At 34.5% G+C, this 16068-nt stretch carries 16 protein-coding genes and 2 tRNA genes; 7 read left to right on the top strand and 11 right to left on the bottom strand.

Annotated elements, in window-relative coordinates; genetic code table 11:
• Positions 1 to 15 precede the first annotated feature (15 nt).
• The gene (locus tag HCAN_RS00780; RefSeq protein WP_231232572.1) at positions 16 to 2007 is read left to right on the top strand and encodes a capsular polysaccharide biosynthesis protein; all 1992 of its coding nucleotides are present in this window, start codon (positions 16 to 18) and stop codon (positions 2005 to 2007) included.
• Here HCAN_RS00780 and HCAN_RS00775 read toward each other — a convergent pair.
• A complete protein-coding gene (locus HCAN_RS00775) occupies positions 1993 to 3078 on the bottom strand; it encodes a phospholipase A (protein WP_006656690.1) in 1086 nt (361 codons plus the stop codon). The two genes, HCAN_RS00780 and HCAN_RS00775, sit on opposite strands and share 15 nt — an antisense overlap.
• Positions 3079 to 3210: 132 nt before the next feature.
• On the opposite strand from HCAN_RS00775, the gene kpsM reads away from it, so the two are divergent.
• From kpsM to kpsS, 5 genes are read left to right on the top strand one after another with little or no spacing between them, the layout of a single operon-like run.
• Complete coding sequence (gene kpsM, locus HCAN_RS00770; RefSeq protein WP_006656017.1) at positions 3211 to 3975, top strand: capsule polysaccharide transporter KpsM; 765 nt, start codon at positions 3211 to 3213, stop codon at positions 3973 to 3975.
• Positions 3972 to 4631 (top strand): ABC transporter ATP-binding protein, encoded by a 660-nt coding sequence (locus HCAN_RS00765; RefSeq protein ID WP_006656018.1) that lies wholly within the window; start codon positions 3972 to 3974, stop codon positions 4629 to 4631. The genes kpsM and HCAN_RS00765 overlap by 4 nt, the downstream gene beginning before the upstream one ends.
• Positions 4632 to 5759, top strand: a complete 1128-nt coding sequence (locus HCAN_RS00760; protein ID WP_006656689.1) for a KpsE/RkpR family capsule polysaccharide export protein — start codon at positions 4632 to 4634, stop codon at positions 5757 to 5759.
• On the top strand, positions 5759 to 7471 hold the full coding sequence (locus tag HCAN_RS00755) for a polysaccharide biosynthesis/export family protein (RefSeq protein WP_006656688.1): 1713 nt from the start codon (positions 5759 to 5761) through the stop codon (positions 7469 to 7471). The genes HCAN_RS00760 and HCAN_RS00755 overlap by 1 nt, the downstream gene beginning before the upstream one ends.
• A 7-nt stretch (positions 7472 to 7478) precedes the next feature.
• Positions 7479 to 8654 (top strand): capsule polysaccharide modification protein KpsS, encoded by a 1176-nt coding sequence (kpsS, locus tag HCAN_RS00750; protein ID WP_006656022.1) that lies wholly within the window; start codon positions 7479 to 7481, stop codon positions 8652 to 8654.
• On the opposite strand, the gene galE is transcribed toward kpsS, so the two are convergent.
• The 9 genes from galE to HCAN_RS00710 all read right to left on the bottom strand — a co-directional run bounded on the left by galE (position 8655) and on the right by HCAN_RS00710 (position 13661).
• Positions 8655 to 9662 carry a UDP-glucose 4-epimerase GalE gene (gene galE, locus HCAN_RS00745; protein ID WP_006656023.1) on the bottom strand — a complete coding sequence of 336 codons (1008 nt, stop codon included), beginning with the start codon at positions 9660 to 9662 and terminating at the stop codon, positions 8655 to 8657.
• 9 nt (positions 9663 to 9671) lie between these two features.
• Entirely contained in the window at positions 9672 to 10025 is a 354-nt protein-coding gene (locus HCAN_RS00740; RefSeq protein ID WP_006656024.1) for a hypothetical protein, read from the bottom strand.
• A gap of 6 nt (positions 10026 to 10031) precedes the next feature.
• Positions 10032 to 11402 (bottom strand): cytochrome P450, encoded by a 1371-nt coding sequence (locus HCAN_RS00735; RefSeq protein WP_006656687.1) that lies wholly within the window; start codon positions 11400 to 11402, stop codon positions 10032 to 10034.
• A gap of 2 nt (positions 11403 to 11404) precedes the next feature.
• Entirely contained in the window at positions 11405 to 12532 is a 1128-nt protein-coding gene (locus HCAN_RS00730; RefSeq protein WP_006656026.1) for a hypothetical protein, read from the bottom strand.
• A 106-nt stretch (positions 12533 to 12638) separates the two neighbouring features.
• Positions 12639 to 12715, bottom strand: a tRNA-His gene (locus tag HCAN_RS00725).
• Between the two features lie 27 nt (positions 12716 to 12742).
• A tRNA-Pro gene (locus HCAN_RS00720) sits at positions 12743 to 12820 on the bottom strand.
• Positions 12821 to 12898: 78 nt separating this feature from the next.
• On the bottom strand, positions 12899 to 13075 hold the full coding sequence (locus tag HCAN_RS08190; protein WP_006656027.1) for a hypothetical protein: 177 nt from the start codon (positions 13073 to 13075) through the stop codon (positions 12899 to 12901).
• A 9-nt stretch (positions 13076 to 13084) separates the two neighbouring features.
• On the bottom strand, positions 13085 to 13276 hold the full coding sequence (locus tag HCAN_RS00715; protein WP_034556379.1) for a hypothetical protein: 192 nt from the start codon (positions 13274 to 13276) through the stop codon (positions 13085 to 13087).
• 19 nt (positions 13277 to 13295) lie between these two features.
• Positions 13296 to 13661, bottom strand: coding sequence for a hypothetical protein (locus HCAN_RS00710; RefSeq protein ID WP_006656028.1), 366 nt, complete (start codon positions 13659 to 13661; stop codon positions 13296 to 13298).
• Positions 13662 to 13763: 102 nt separating this feature from the next.
• Between HCAN_RS00710 and HCAN_RS00705 the strand changes: the two genes are divergently transcribed.
• A complete protein-coding gene (locus tag HCAN_RS00705) occupies positions 13764 to 14024 on the top strand; it encodes a helix-turn-helix transcriptional regulator (RefSeq protein WP_006656029.1) in 261 nt (86 codons plus the stop codon).
• A gap of 54 nt (positions 14025 to 14078) precedes the next feature.
• On the opposite strand, the gene htpG is transcribed toward HCAN_RS00705, so the two are convergent.
• Positions 14079 to 15965: a molecular chaperone HtpG gene (gene htpG, locus HCAN_RS00700; RefSeq protein WP_006656030.1), complete on the bottom strand. Its 1887-nt coding sequence runs from the start codon at positions 15963 to 15965 to the stop codon at positions 14079 to 14081.
• Between the last annotated feature and the right edge of the window lie 103 nt (positions 15966 to 16068).

Genomic DNA, 16068 nt, shown 5'->3' with positions numbered 1-16068 from the left:
CTAAGACAATTCTTCATGGGGCAACGATTTCTAGGCTGGGGGCGCAAAAAATCCGGTAGAAATGCTCTTTTTCTTGCCGAAAAATTTGGCGGTAGCTACCTCTTGCTTGAAGATGGATTTATCCGCTCTTTTGGCTTGGGCATAGAGGATTCTCCAAGCTTCTCAATCGTGCAAGATAACCTTGGAATCTATTATGATTCTACTACCAAAAGCCAACTAGAAAATATCCTAAACACCTATGATTTTAACACCGATTCTACCCTGCTAAAAACTGCTAAAGAAGCCATTCATCTCATCACCACACACCACATTTCCAAATACAATCACGCTCCAGATGTTCCACAAAATTATTTTACTCCCACAGATTCCACTCCCAAGAGAATCCTCATCATCTCTCAAACCCAAAATGATTCTAGCCTAATTTATGGTAATGCCAATGCATTCACCACCGCCCAAATCATCCAAGATGCACTCACAGAAAATCCAACTTGTGAAATTTATCTCAAAATTCACCCTGATGTGCTAAGTGGTCGCAAAAAATCCGACTTCAATCCAAGCGAGATTCCTGCACAAATCAAACTTATCTATGAAGATTTTAACCCCATATCCTTACTAAAGCACTTTAAAAAAGTCTATACCAAAACTTCTCAAATGGGCTTTGAAGCTCTATTAGTGGGCTGTGAATGCGTATGCTATGGAATGCCCTTTTATGCCGGCTGGGGATTAACTATTGACAAACAAACTTGCCCTAGACGCAAACGCAAATTAAAACTAGAAGAAGTTTTTGCGGCAAGTTATATTCTCTATTCTCATTATTATAATCCCTTTTACCAAAGAAAAAGCGATATTTTAGACACCTTGCAAACCCTTATCCGTTACAAACATTACTATATAAAAACCCACAAAAAAGCCTTTATGTTTGGATTCTCCACTTGGAAGCACACTTTTATCCCACCTTTCATGCCAAATTTTAATCCCAAAAATATTATTTTCATTAATCCCCTTTTTAGCTCTCATCTTAAATCTGTATTCAAAAAAGGCTTACTCCAAGAAGCCCTTAAGCAAAACTGTGAAATTTTTATTTGGGGGAGAAAATCTTTTAATGAAATTGAAAACTTCGCCAAAGAACACTCAATCCCACTCACACGCATAGAAGATGGTTTTATTCGCTCCATTTCATTAGGCTCTGATCTCACACGCCCTTTTTCTCAAGTCTTTGATGCAAGCGGAATCTACTTTGATGCCACCACTCAAAGCGATTTAGAAACTATTCTGAACCACACCACCTTTAACCAAACCCTGCTTGAAGAAGCAAAGATTTTAAAAGACAAGATTCTTACAAGCAAAATCTCTAAATACAATACCAATCCTCATAAATCCCTCAATCTTCCCCCAAATCAACTCAAGATTCTAATCCCTGGGCAAGTAGAAGATGATGCCTCTATCATCTATGGCGCTAATGGACGCACTAATTTATCACTACTCAAAGAAGTGCGAGAAAAAAATCCAAAAGCCTATATTCTTTACAAACCTCATCCTGATGTGCTAAGTGGGAATCGAATCGGAAATATCCCCTCTTCTGTCGCGCTACAATATTGTGATGAAATTCTAATTGACATTAGCCTACCTTCTTGCTTAGAAGCTGTTGATGAAGTGCATACACTCACTTCTTTAAGCGGATTTGAAGCCCTGCTATATGGCAAAAGGGTGGTTACCTATGGGATGCCTTTTTATGCCGGCTGGGGATTGACTACTGATCAACAAACTTGCCCTAGACGCACAAGAAAGCTAACCCTTAATGAGCTCATTGCCGGTGCTTATATCCTCTATCCTCGCTATATCCACCCAAAGACACTACAACTATGCCACCCAATTGCACTCATTGATGCCCTAGAAGAAGAGAAACAAAAGCTCCAAAACAATCGTTTCTATGCTCTAAAAAAACGCCTTTACTTTCTCCTTTCAAGAAAAGCCCAAAGACTCTTGCACTTCTTAACGATTAAATAAGATTCCTGCTCCAATGCGATTGATTGAATTATTATAATCCCTCAAGCTCTCACCATAGCCATTAAAAAACTGCAAATAAAAATAAAGATTCTTATAAATAGGATAGGAATAATCTAGCAAAATAGAGCCACGATTATCGCTTCTTAGATTATTTCTCAAAGTCGCACTTACTAAATGCTTTTTCCACGCATATCCCACACTAAGCTCTCCATATCCCAAATATTTTGTAATATCCCTATTATCATCTCTATTAGGATCTTCTGGGATTCTATACCAAGCTTTAAGCGATAAGGCAAAATTCTCATAACTATAAATTCCTTCTATAAAGATTCGATCCCAACTTCTAGAATGCTCTAAATCTCCACCATTACTTTGGTGTAAATAACCAAAATTAACTCGCTCAAAAAACAAATCATACGCTTTTAATGGGTAGCTCAAATACAAACTTGGTGCATAATTACTTTCTCTAAAGGGCTTAGAATTCTCTGAATCATAAAGCTGCCAAAAACTCTGCTGCGTATAGGCAAAATACAAATCCAAATCCTTAAACACTAAATCATTATACAATCGCTTTTTAATGCTAATTTGAAATTTTGTCTCGGTTTGTTTGCCTTGATTTGGTTCTTTTGAAGTGCTAACATTGGCAGGCAAAATATAATTAAATCCATCTGGCTCAAATCCCAAAATCCCTCCCATAAAGCGATTTCTCTCAAACCTCCCTTCATACGCACTCTTTTCTATATTAGGAGATACATTAGCCATAGTCCCCTCTTCTTTTAAAGCCTTAGCCAACTTGCTTTTGTCTTGATTCTCTGTTGCTTGTTTTTTGGTCTGATTTGAATCTTTAGAAATAATAGTCAAATAAATTTTCTCATCTTTTTCTACTTCTAAGGTAATATGCTTTGATTCTTTGCTATCAAAATTAAGCACTTTTTTAACCTGCATTTTTTCATCTAAGACAAGAATTTTTAGATTTTTTTGTGGCAAAAACTCTAAATCCCCAATCCCTCCAAACTCTGCCCCAAAAGCAAAAATGCTAACCCAAGCTAAAAATAAAATTTGTCTCATCATTGCCAAACTAAAATTCTTTCCTATAAAATTTTTAAATTTATCATTATACAAGTAAATAAAAGATAGAATACTTAATTTTAAATTCCTAAAACAACAAAAGATAAAATAAAAATTTAAAGTGGCTAAAATAGAATGAGAGATGTTATTGAGGCGTTATTTTTTAGAGAACTAAAAACGCGTTTTGGAAAAAATCGGAGATTAGGGTATTTTTGGGTCATTGGTGAGCCAATGACGCATATTCTTTTTTTTCTTGTTATTTTTACTCTCATTCGTGCAAGATCTATTCCACAAGTCCCAATTGAAATGTTTTTAGTCACAGGATTTGTGCCCTTTTTTATGTTTAGAAATATCGTAACACAAATTATGGCTGGAGTGCAAGCCAATCGTGCGCTCATTGCTTACAAACCTGTTAAGCCCATTCATATTTTCATAGCTAGGGCACTTTTAGAAATGGGGATTTATTTTTCTGTTTTTATTCTTTTTATGGTGGTATTTGGCTGGTTTTTGGATTTACCGATTCTTCCCATTCATTTTTTGGAAGTTTTTGTCGCCTTTTTGGGATTGGCTTTTTTAGGTTTTTCTCTAGGGGTTTGCTTGGCTTTTTTAAATAGCGAGTTAGAATACGCCCAAATTTTTATTAACTATGGAATAAATATCTTGTATTTTGGATCGGCAGTTTTATATCCCTTGTGGATTATTCCTGATCACATTGTAGAATTCTTGCTTTATAACCCTGTCTTACAATTTCTTGAGCTTTTAAGAGAAAATTATTTTGATGGTTATCCAAAGATTGAAGGCATCAATTTTACCTATCCCTTTTCATTTGGCATTATTTTGCTTTTTATTGGGCTTTGGTTTTATTATTTCCGCTATAAATATTTAGGACAAATCCGATGATACAGCTTAAAAATCTCACCAAATCCTACCCACTTAATAGTGGCAAGAGGCATTATGTCTTTAAAGATTTAAACTTCACCTTTCCTGATAATTGTAGCATTGGACTAATGGGCAGAAATGGTGCGGGTAAATCCACTTTAATGCGAATCTTAGGGGGTATGGATATGCCCGATAGGGGCAAGGTAATCACTGATCAAAAAATCTCCTTTCCTATTGGGCTTGGTGCATTTTTTCAAGGCACACTCACTGCAAGGGATAATATTAAATTCCTTACACGCGTTTATGGCTACAGAGGTGAAGCACTCAAAGAAAAAATTGCCTTTGTAGAGGAATTTGCCGAGCTTGGAAAATTCTTTGATGAGCCTGTTAATGTGCTTTCATCGGGGATGAGAGCTAGAGTTTCTTTTGGGATGAGTATGGCGTTTGATTTTGATTATTATCTCATTGATGAAGCAGGAGCCGTTGGTGATCCAACCTTTAAAAAAAAGAGCACTAAACTTTATCAAGAAAAACTCAGCAAATCTAAAGTAATTCTTGTTTCTCATAGTCTCTCAGAGATTCGCAAATGGTGTGATAAAATCATTCATCTTGATAATGGAGTGGTAACAATTTATGATGATGTGGAAGAAGGCATTAAAGCCTATCAAGGAAAATAAATGGAAAAGTTAAAAATCTTGTTTCAAAAACCAAAAGCTCAAAAAATTTCAACCTATCTAAAAAGTTTTAAAATCGTATATATTCTTATGATTCCAGTGATTTTATATTATTTATTCTTTGCAGCAGATAGGTATGTGAGTTCTATTATTCTAAGTGTGCGCTCAATGAGCAATGATATTTCCCCTGTAAGTGGTTTAGCTTCACTTGTAGGAATTAACGCGGGTGCCAGAGAAGATGTGCTCTTTTTGCAAGAATACATTCACTCACTAGATATGCTAAAGATTCTAGATAAAGAAGTGCATTTAAAACTTCTCTACCAAGCACAAAAGAAAGATCCTTTCTTTGCGTTAGGGCAACAATCAAGTCAAGAAGATTTTCTTAAGTTTTATCAAAATCGAGTTAAAATCATCTTTGATGATGTTTCTGGACTCTTAAAAGTTGAAGTTGAAGGCTTCACTCCCCAAGATTCAGAAATGATTGCTAATGCAATCTTAAAAGAATCCGAACGCTTTGTAAATGAAGTTTCCCATAAAGCCGCTAGAGAACAAATGGCATTTGCTGAAAAAGAGTTGCTTAAAGCCAAAGAACGATTACAAAATGCCAAGAATAATCTTTTAGCTTTTCAAGCGCGTTATGGAGTTTTTGATCCCCTAAAACAAGCTGAAGCTAAAGCAAGCCTTACTAACACTATTGAAAGTCAAATTTCCACCAAAGAAACCGAACTTGCCACAATGCGTAGCTATCTTAACGAAGATGCGCCACAAATCGTGATGTTAAAGTCTGAAATTGATGCACTAAAGGAGCAACTTGATAAAGAAACTTCCAAGATTGTTTCCACCAAAAGTAGCAAAAGGCTAAATGATCTTGCCGCAAAGTTTCAAGATCTCACTATCGAAGCACAATTTGCACAAGATGCTTACACGGTGGCACTAACCTCCATTGAAACCACACGCATTGAATCAAGCCGTAAAATCAAGCAGCTTGTTGTGATTCAAGGAGCAAATAAGCCAGAATCCCCGACCTACCCAAGAACGCTGTATAATATCATCACTATTTTTGTCATTCTTTCAGTAATATATGGAATCATCAAACTAATTACTATGATTATAGAGGAGCACAGATACTAATGAAAAGACTATTTCAAATCTTATTAATAACTATTTTTACGGCACATTTTACTTATGGAGTTGATATTTCTTCTATCACAAGCATTCCTAGCACTTCTGCTACCCAAAACATTCCAATGGATTTACAAACCATAAATCCCAATACCACACCTAATACCTCCATACAAACAATGCAAACCACTCAAACCCCTATTCTCCCACCCGTATTTGGCGCAAATCTCTTTAATGGAAACTTTACTAAAGTCTCTCAATCCCTTTATAATCCTGATTACAAAATCGCAATTGGCGATAAGATTAACTTTAGAATGTGGGGGGCAGTTGAATTTCAACAAGAATTAATGGTGGATTCACAAGGTAATGTTTTTGTGCCTGGAGTAGGTGCAATCAATTTGCTTGGAGTGCGCAATGGAGACCTTGTTAAAGTATTAAAACAAGGTATTTCTAAAATTTACAAGAAAAATGTATTTGTTTATGCTGATATGAATGTTTATCAAAATGTCTCGGTTTTTGTAACTGGAAGTGTCAATAAACCCGGACTCTATCAAGGGCTAAGCTCTGATTCCATTATTCAATATTTAGACAAAGCTTCTGGGATTAATTTAGATTATGGAAGTTTTAGAAATATTGAGATACTAAGAGATAACAAAGTGGCTTTACAAGTGGATTTGTATGATTTTCTCTTTAGTGGAAAAATGAAACTTTTCCCTTTTAGAACAGGTGATGTGATTTTAGTAAAAAACCTTGAAAGCTATGTTTTTGTTCAAGGTGATGTGCAGAAACCTTTTAGATTTGAATTAAAAGACGATATTAAAACCCTAGAAGATCTCGCAAGAGTCTCTGGAGCAAAACCTATCGTAACCAATGCAATTGTGCGATCCTATCTTGCTAACAACAAAATTGACATTAACTCCTATAAACAAAAAGAATTTGCAAGTGTCACTCTAAAAGTCGGTGATGAAGTAGAATTTCGCCCTGATTATAGTGCAGAAAATATTACCATTGAAATTCAAGGTGAGCACAATGGAATGCACTCTATGGTTGTCAAAAAAGGCACTACCCTTGCAGAAGTTGTGCTCAAAATCAAACCTAATCCACAATCTAATTTAGATGCCATTCAAGTCTTCCGCCAAAGTGTCTCACAAACACAGAAAAAACTCATTGAAGCTCAACTAAAAGAACTAGAAACTCTAGCACTCACCTCCTCATCTGTAACCGCACAGGAAGCTTCTATGCGCGCAAGCCAATCTAAGATGGTGCTTGAATTTATTGAACGCGCAAAAAGCCTTACTCCAAAAGGTCAAATTGTCCTTGAAAACAAAAGTGCTTATACCACTACGATTCTTGAAGAAGGAGATGTTATTAATGTCCCAACTAAAAATAATCTTGTTTTAGTGCAAGGAGAAGTGGCATTACCTGGTGCTTTTATTTATGAAGAAGATAAAAATCTTAACTATTATATTAAACTTGCGGGAGACTTCACAGAAAGAGCCAACAAAAAGCGTATTCTTGTCATTCGTGCCAATGGAAAAGCAGAACGCTATGATTCAAGTTGGTATTCCTTTGCAAGTGCGCCAAGTCTTAAACCAGGTGATTCCTTGCTTGTCTTACCCGCTATTGAAACAGGTAGAGGATTACAAATCACAAGTGTCTTAGCACAGATCCTTTATCAAATCGCTATTGCTACAAGCGTAGTTTTAGATATTAACAAATAACTAATCTATGCAGTTAAAAGAAGTTATACAACAATTTCAAAACCGCAAAATTCTCCTTTTGCAAGGTCCTGTTGGGCCCTTTTTTTATCATTTTTCAAAGCTATTATCCCCCAAAAATCAAATTTACAAAATCAATTTTAATGGGGGAGATTTTCTTTTTTACCCCTTTGGGGCAAAATCCTATCGTGGTTCTCTAGCTAACCTTGAAACTTTTTTACAAGAATTTTGCAAAACTTATCACATTGATTGCGTGATTATGTTTAATGATTGTCGCCCTATCCACAAAATCGCAGTAAAAGTTGCCCGATCGCTCAATCTCCAAACTTATATTTTTGAAGAAGGTTATATCCGCCCTAATTTCATCACTTTTGAAAAAGATGGCGTCAATGCCAATTCCACTTTATCTAAAGACCCAAATTTCTACCTTACTTACAAAAATAAACCCATTCAAGAAGAAAAAAATGTCAAACATAGCTTTAGAAATATGGCTTGGTTTGCTTTTCTTTATTGGTTTGGGGCTTTTTTATTGGGCTGGTATTTTAACAACAAACTCCACCACAGAAGCTTGAGCTTCACAGAAATGTTTCCTTGGTTTTTATCGCTTTTTAGAAAACATTGGTATCGCTTTAGCCAAAAGGAAGATAGAGATTTTATTTTAGATTCTAAGAAAAACTATTTTGTTGTTGTCTTACAAGTCTATAATGATACGCAAATCAAAAATCATTTTGAAGGCAGACGAATTGAAAGTTTTATTAAAAACTCTATCCGATCTTTTGCAAAATACTCCAAAAAGCAACATTTTCTAGTTATCAAACACCATCCAATGGATAGGGGCTATAAAAACTATAAAAAATTCATCAAAAGACAAACGCGTAAATACAATGTAAATCAAAGAGTGATTTACATTCACGATATTCATCTTCCAACTCTATTAAAAAATGCTCTTGGTTGCGTAGTTATTAATAGCACAACAGGACTTTCAAGTATTCTTCATAAGTGCCCCACAAAAGTTTGCGGAAACGCCTTTTATAACATCCAAGGACTAACCTACCAAGAATCACTTAATAAATTTTGGAAAGCGGCAAAAAAATATAAAATTAATCAAACCCTTTTTGAACGCTTTAGAAGTTTTCTTATTGATAAGGTGCAGATTAATAGGAGTTTCTATGGTAAATTAAGCTAACTAATCCATTTTTCTTTCCCATTCATACGCACTTTTACAAATAAGCTCTAAATTATTATACTTGGGTTTCCATTCCGTGCGAGTTAGAATTTTGCTATTATCACTCACAAGCATTGCAGGATCTCCAGCTCTTCTTGGCTCAATCTCAACCTTAAAATCTATCCCACTGACCCTTTTTACACATTCAATGACTTCTTTAACACTAAATCCAACTCCATAACCCACATTATAAGTTTGCGAAACCCTCTCTTTTTGCAAAGTTTTAAGACACTCAAAATGTGCTTTTGCTAGATCATCAATATGAATATAATCACGAATGCAAGTCCCATCTTTTGTCGCATAATCTTCACCAAAAATCCCCATTTTATCACGCTTTCCACAAGCACATTCACACGCTACTTTAATCAAATGAGTAGCATTCTTGCTTCTTTGCCCAAGCCCTCCCTCGCTCAAAGCACCTGCAACATTAAAATATCGCAATATCACACTCTTAAATTCTGGATTTGCTACTTCAAAATCCCGCAAAATCTTTTCAACCACAAGCTTTGATTCTCCATAAGGATTAATCGGAGCAGTTTGTGTAGTTTCTATTATTTTCTGTGTTGTGTTTGGCTCTCCATAAACTGCTGCAGTTGAGCTAAATAAAAACTCATTAATCTTAAATTTTGCGACCATTTCCAAAAGATTAAGAGTATTAGCAACATTGTTTTGGTAATACTTCAAAGGATCAAAAACCGATTCAGAAACAACTAAACTCCCAGCAAAATGGATAATAGCATCAATTTTTTGTTGAGAAAAAATTTTCTCTAAAATAACTTTATCACCAAAATCTCCACTAACAAACTCTACTCTATTGGGAAATTTCTTTTGCAAAAACTCTACATTCTCGCTAAATCCTGTGCAAAGATTATCCAAAATTACAATTTTACAATCACTCTCTTTTAAAAAACAATACGCGGTATGCGATCCAATAAATCCAGCTGCCCCAGTAAAAAGATAAGTTTGCATTGCTACTTCTTATAATTGCCTTCCAATAGTTTGTTCATTTAGATGCTTTCGTAGCATTAAATCAATAATTGGTTGCTCTCTTGAATTAGCTCTTTTGCAGTGATCTTTTTGAAAAAAATCTGTAATTTTAATCACAATCTTAGCCCACTTCTTATCTCTTTCTCTCCACGCGTGAGAAGAGACTGATTCCCAAGCATAGCCATTAAAAAGTGTTGCATTGACAAAATGATCCAATGCCCTAACACCTTGACGCACACGGCTAACTTTACCAAATGTTCCAACAAACACTATAAGCAAATAGCCAATAACCATTAAGGGAACTAATGCACATAAAAGTAATGTTCCTGCTAGTTTTTCTTTCATTTTTAATTAATTTTCTCTTTTAGTGAATTTAATCTTCATTCCATTTGCCGAGCGAATCGTAAGCCTTCCTACCACATCTGGCACAAAATCTTCCTGTAATTCTAACTTATATTCCCTTAAAATATTTGCCAAAATCAAAATGGCTTCCTGCATAGCAAAGCCTTGTCCAATGCAAATTCTCTCTCCCATTCCAAAGGGCAAATAAGTATCTTTTTTAATCTCTCTCTCAAAGCGAGTAGGGTCAAACTCGTGAGGATTCTCCCAATAATCACTATGCCTTTGAATAAGCCAAGGAGCCACCACCACTCCTGATCCATTTTTAACTAACTTATTGCGAATTTTTGTCTCTTTTTTAGCCGTTCTTGCAAAAAATCCAACTGGCGGATAAAGCCTTAATGATTCTCTAAAGACATTGGTTAAATATTTCATTTTTCTTAAATGCCCAATGCTAAAATTTTCTTCACCTGCCACTTTTATAATCTCTTGATAAGCCATTTCCTGCTCTCTAGGCGATATACTCAAAATATAAAGCGTCCAAGTTAATGAACTTGCTGTAGTTTCATGCCCTGCTAAAAAAAGCATAGCTACTTGATCTAAAATCTCCTCAAAGCTAAAAGGCTTACCGCTTTCTACCTCAACTACTGCTAAAAGCGAAGAGAGAATATCTTGATATTCCCCAATCTCACCTTTATGAAAAGAATCATAACGCGGTTTAATAATATCACTTAAAATTTTTCTAATAAGTGCTCCAGCTTTAACACGTTTTCTCTCTCCAAAAAGATTCACCAACCATTTTGGGATACGAAACATTTTCTTAATGGCTGTATGAATAGTTTCTTCTTGAAAAACTACAAAGGCTTCCAAAACTTGTTTGCCTTTAACTTCATCAAGTTTTTGAGACATAATCGTGCGAAAAATCACATCAGCAGTTACAAAAGTCATTAGCTCATCAACTTCAATCACCGCTTTATTTGGATAAGCCCTAAACTTGCTCATCAAATCACTAACCGCATCACTCATCAAACCAAATACTTTGCTGATTCTTGCTTGTTCAAAAGAGGGTCTCAAAAGCTCCCTTTGTTTTTTCCAAACTTCCCCATTAGTTGTAAAAATACTCTCTCCAAGCAAAGGGCTTAATAGTTCGTGTAGCAAATCACTTTTTGGAAATTCCCTTACTTCATCCACCATAATACGCCTAACATCTTTTGGGTGATTTGCAATATATAAATCAAAACCAGGCATTTTTACTCTGCCTGATTTCATCTTATAGCTTCTTTCATATAATCCATCAAGCCACGAACGCCTTTTTAAGAAAAAAGTTGTCAATAAGGATGCCTTAGTTTTGTGCGGTTTTGGAAAAAATGGACACTGCCCCATAACTACTCCTTTACCTTCTGTTCCAAAGTTTTTTCTCCACTAATAAATTCAAAATAATTATATCCACCACCAATCTCTGTTGCATACAAATACAAAAAATGTGCCAAATACCAATTATATCGAATCTTCTTATAAGTTTTAGGGGTGAAAAGCTTATAAAAACGAGGAGAAAGATAAAGTGGTGGCGATTTCACACTTAGCCCTGAAGCTTTATAATAATCAAGCATTGCAAAACAAGCCCCATCAATCTTTGAAGTATAATCACACCAAAATACTCCCGCATTTCCAGCTATTTCCATCTCTTTTTTAAAAACTTCGCAATGCTTCTGAAAACTGACAAGAGGGATACACTGCCCAAGCATTAAAACCTTAAAATTCTTTAGATTCAAATTCTCTTTTTTAGCAACTTCCACAACTTTAGCTATCACACTTACTGCTAAAATAGTCCCCACACTATGCGCACATAAAATCGTCTCACAATGGGTTATTTTTTGATTCTCCCTAAGAGTTTTCAAGATTCTTTGACTAAAATCCAAAGTAAGGCTTGGAATTTCATTAATCTTACCTGCAGCATATTTGGCACAAAATGCATAAATATTAGACAGCCAAAAAACAGCAAATCTCTTGCCAAACCATAAAATCCCCTTTGTTCCAACCCACAAACAAGCCAAAATTGCAGCCATAGCCGCATAAAGATTCCATTCTTTAATCCAAATAAACAAGCCATAAGCCACCACAAAACATAAAATATAGCTACTCACAAAATAAACAATCGGATAAAATCCAGCTAAAAGCTGCGTTCTTGATTTTTGAGTAAAAGTCTTAACAATTCCGGAAAAAATATAAGCCCTTAAAAAACAAATAAAATCACAAATAAAATCCCACAAAGTTTTTGACCAATATTTCCTTACAACCTTATCCCAAGTTAGGAAATAGTAATTTGTTTGCGATTCTTGCGAGGTAATTTGACAAAAAATTTCTTTTTTATGAGTAAATTGGCAAGGAGAAATTTCTAGCCCCAAATGACTAATAGCATTTTGTTTTATAAGATTATCTTTTAATAAAGCATAATAATAACGATAACTGCGAGGATCATATCCTGCAATATAAAACACATTTCTTTGAAACATTACCACACTTTGCCAAAAATTATTAAAGTATTATAAGCTACAAAGATTTAAAACCAAATAACATAAGCTTTCAAAAGTTATTTTAAAGATAAAATTAAGAAAGCAATGGGGTGGGCGATGGGAATCGAACCCACGACCCTCAGGACCACAATCTGATGCTCTAACCAACTGAGCTACGCCCACCATTAGCAATAAGTATTTAAAAAGAAGTGGTCGGGGCGAAAGGATTCGAACCTTCGACCCCTTGGTCCCAAACCAAGTGCGCTAACCAGACTGCGCTACGCCCCGACAAATAAAAAGGATTGAAATTATAATCTTTAAGAGCCAAAAAGTCAAGCCAAAAACTCTATAACAAAATATTTCTATTTATGAGAAAGCCCCAATAATCAATTTTATTATTCCCGCAATAACCACAAATCCACAAATAAATCTAACAAAAAATATTACAGGACAAAATGGTGGCTCTTTACAACGCACCCACTCTTCTGCTTCTGCTAAAAACAACCAAATAAAAGAACAAAACAAAATCACAATAATCAACATGCTACTACCTTAAAATATCAACTGAAAAATAAAAACAATAATGCTTATGATAGCAACCCACTTAAAAAATCTATTAATTAAAAAAATTAAACCGACATGACTATTTGGAAGCATCCAATAACCAGTTACCCCCATATCATAGCAAATATCTCTTGTAACCAAATATACAATCCCACTTACAACACCAATTATCAACAGCATATATTCCTCCTATATAAAATCAATAACACATATAACCATCAGATATTTTCCACTTAATTCCTCTTTGATCAATCCCATAATTATCTCCGATAATACTCCCATAATATTTACTTTCTAATTGTATAAGACTTACCTCATCTCTATCCCAAAAGACAGCTAAATAACTATCAAAACTATTAAACTCTAAGGTTCCCAACTTAAAATTCAATTCACTTCCATCATAAAAAATACCTTCAACCTTATATTTTTTGGACCAACCAGAGTTAAAAGATTCTCGGATTTCATATTGAACACATATATCCTCTCTAACTTCAGCAAAACAATAATTCGCAAAGAGCATAATGAATGCAAAAGTTTTTAAAATATTTCCAAATACACAAAACATACAAACCTCTTATAACTCCTATAGAAATAATTCTTATAGAAAATTGAAATAATATTGTAATGCAAATAAACTTATAGAAAACTTTTCTATAGGAATAATATTATGTTAAAATTGCCAGACATTACAGCACCCGAAGAAGAAAAAAATTTTTTTAATAACATTGCCAAAAATATCAAACAGAAGAGGTTAGAAAAAGGTATGAGTCAACTTGAAGTTGCACTATCAATTGGACAGGCTTCAGGTGGCTTTTATGCAAATATGGAAAACAATGCACATGGAAAACATTTTAACTTATTGCATCTATTTAGACTTTCACGCCTATTTGAGTGCGACATAAGAGAATTTTTTACAATCTCAACATAAAAAACAATATAACATAAGAAAATTCTAAAGATTCCACAAAGGAATCTTTAAAAACTAAAGTGTTTTTTCCAAAAGTGTATTTAATCTTTTTACAAAACTATTCACATCTTTAAGCTTTCCACCTTCTAGCAGTTTTGCTTCCTCTAAAAGCAAATGTGCAATTTCAGCAGTCTTTGCCTCATCATTGCTAAGTAGCAATTTTGTTAAAATTACATGGTTAGGGTTAAGTTCTAAAATCGGCTTAGGCTCTGGAATATCTCCTCCCATGCCCATAGCCCCCATTTGCTTCATCATTTTCATCATTGCAGCATTTGGATCATCAGGATCAGCCACCACACAAGAAGGCGCATCCACAAGTCTATTGCTTAAACGCACTTCTTTAACCTCATCGCTTAAAACCTTTGTAAATTCTTCTAAAATAGTTTTATATTTTTCTTGTGTTTCTTTATCCACTTCTTGTGTGCCTAAATCTTCCAAAGCCTCTTTAGAGGTAATAGAACGCAATGGAGTCTTATCAAACTCACTCACCATTGGCATTACAAATCCATCAATCTCTTCTGCAAAAAATAAAACTTCTATATCTTGCTTTTTATAGCTTTCTAAAAGAGGAGAGTTTTTAAGCAATTCTAAATCCTCTCCTTGTAAATAATAAATTGCTTTTTGCCCCTCTTTCATTCGCTCTTTATAGGTTTTAAATGAAATTTCCTTTCCTTCGCTCTTGTTAGATTGGAATCGCAAAAGCTCTAACAATTTCTCTTTGTTTTCAAAATCACTATAAACTCCTTCTTTTAAGCATCTTCCAAATTCTTTATAGAATTTTGTATATTTTTCCTCATCTTTTTGAAGCGATTCAATTTCGCTAATAATTTTTTTTGTTGAAGCTGATTTGATTGTAGCTAGGATTCGATTCTGTTGCAAAATTTCACGGCTAACATTCAAAGGTAAATCCTCGCTATCAATAATACCTCTAACAAAACGCAAATAAGGCGGTAAAAGCTCTTTATCATCATCTGTGATAAACACGCGTTTAACATAAAGTTTCACGCCACTTTTATAATCCACACGATAAAGATCAAAAGGTGCTGTTTGTGGAATATAAAAAAGTGTAGTGTATTCTAAGCTTCCTTCAACTTTAGTGTGAATCCAAGCCAAAGGCTCATTAGAATCATAACTCAAGCTTTTATAAAACTCTTTATATTCTTCATCTTTAAGATCTTTTTTAGCCACTCTCCAAAGTGCTGAAGCCTTATTGATTTGTTCGCATTTTTCTTCTTTGACTTCTTTTTTAGAATCCCCTCCACCTTCACTTTTTGTTTCGGTGTAATGTAAGAAAATTGGGAATGGAATATGATCAGAATATTTTTTGATAATCTCTTCAATTCTCCAGCGACTTGTAAATTCTTTTTCATCTTCTTTTAAATAAAGTTTAATCTCACTTCCTTGCCCTTCTTTTTCGCATTTTTCAATCTCAAATTCCCCACTTCCATTACTAATCCAAGCATAAGCTTGAGATTCTCCGGCTTTTTTAGTGGTTACGATGATTTTACTTGCTACCATAAATGCTGCATAAAATCCAACTCCAAATTGCCCAATAAGCGCTGAATCTTTTTTCTTATCGCCACTTAATTTAGAAAGAAAGTTTTTTGTCCCACTCTTTGCGATTGTTCCTAGATTCTCAATCAAATCCTGCTCATTCATACCAATCCCATTATCACTAATGGTTAGAGTATTTTTCTCTGCATCAAAGCTAATTTCAATTTTAGGTTGAAAATCTAGGGATTTTAATTTCTCATCTGTTAGCGTGAGATATTGAAGCTTATCAAGTGCATCAGAGGCATTGCTCACAAGCTCACGCAAAAAGATTTCTTTATTAGAATAAAGGGAATGAATCATCAAATCTAAGAGCTGATTCACTTCAGTTTGAAAGGTATGTTTTGCCATTTTTAATCCTTTTTTAAAAATTTGGCGGAATTATATCACAGAGATTCCAAAAAATCAACAAAGTTTATATTAATACACTAAACTTTATTGATATAATAAAAAT

The organism is Helicobacter canadensis MIT 98-5491, from assembly GCF_000162575.1.
In the GTDB taxonomy this organism is placed as follows: domain Bacteria; phylum Campylobacterota; class Campylobacteria; order Campylobacterales; family Helicobacteraceae; genus Helicobacter_D; species Helicobacter_D canadensis.
The sequence above is the reverse complement of the archived record's forward strand: the minus strand, read 5'-3'. Positions and strand labels throughout refer to the sequence as shown.

Bases quoted from the DNA above. Each gene is read 5' to 3' on its own strand.
- HCAN_RS00780 (WP_231232572.1), top strand. From the start codon at position 16: ATGGGGCAACGATTTCTAGGCTGGGGGCGCAAAAAATCCGGTAGAAAT.
- HCAN_RS00775 (WP_006656690.1), bottom strand. From the start codon at position 3,078: ATGATGAGACAAATTTTATTTTTAGCTTGGGTTAGCATTTTTGCTTTT.
- kpsM (WP_006656017.1), top strand. From the start codon at position 3,211: ATGAGAGATGTTATTGAGGCGTTATTTTTTAGAGAACTAAAAACGCGT.
- HCAN_RS00765 (WP_006656018.1), top strand. From the start codon at position 3,972: ATGATACAGCTTAAAAATCTCACCAAATCCTACCCACTTAATAGTGGC.
- HCAN_RS00760 (WP_006656689.1), top strand. From the start codon at position 4,632: ATGGAAAAGTTAAAAATCTTGTTTCAAAAACCAAAAGCTCAAAAAATT.
- HCAN_RS00755 (WP_006656688.1), top strand. From the start codon at position 5,759: ATGAAAAGACTATTTCAAATCTTATTAATAACTATTTTTACGGCACAT.
- kpsS (WP_006656022.1), top strand. From the start codon at position 7,479: ATGCAGTTAAAAGAAGTTATACAACAATTTCAAAACCGCAAAATTCTC.
- galE (WP_006656023.1), bottom strand. From the start codon at position 9,662: ATGCAAACTTATCTTTTTACTGGGGCAGCTGGATTTATTGGATCGCAT.
- HCAN_RS00740 (WP_006656024.1), bottom strand. From the start codon at position 10,025: ATGAAAGAAAAACTAGCAGGAACATTACTTTTATGTGCATTAGTTCCC.
- HCAN_RS00735 (WP_006656687.1), bottom strand. From the start codon at position 11,402: ATGGGGCAGTGTCCATTTTTTCCAAAACCGCACAAAACTAAGGCATCC.
- HCAN_RS00730 (WP_006656026.1), bottom strand. From the start codon at position 12,532: ATGTTTCAAAGAAATGTGTTTTATATTGCAGGATATGATCCTCGCAGT.
- HCAN_RS08190 (WP_006656027.1), bottom strand. From the start codon at position 13,075: ATGTTGATTATTGTGATTTTGTTTTGTTCTTTTATTTGGTTGTTTTTA.
- HCAN_RS00715 (WP_034556379.1), bottom strand. From the start codon at position 13,276: ATGCTGTTGATAATTGGTGTTGTAAGTGGGATTGTATATTTGGTTACA.
- HCAN_RS00710 (WP_006656028.1), bottom strand. From the start codon at position 13,661: ATGTTTTGTGTATTTGGAAATATTTTAAAAACTTTTGCATTCATTATG.
- HCAN_RS00705 (WP_006656029.1), top strand. From the start codon at position 13,764: ATGTTAAAATTGCCAGACATTACAGCACCCGAAGAAGAAAAAAATTTT.
- htpG (WP_006656030.1), bottom strand. From the start codon at position 15,965: ATGGCAAAACATACCTTTCAAACTGAAGTGAATCAGCTCTTAGATTTG.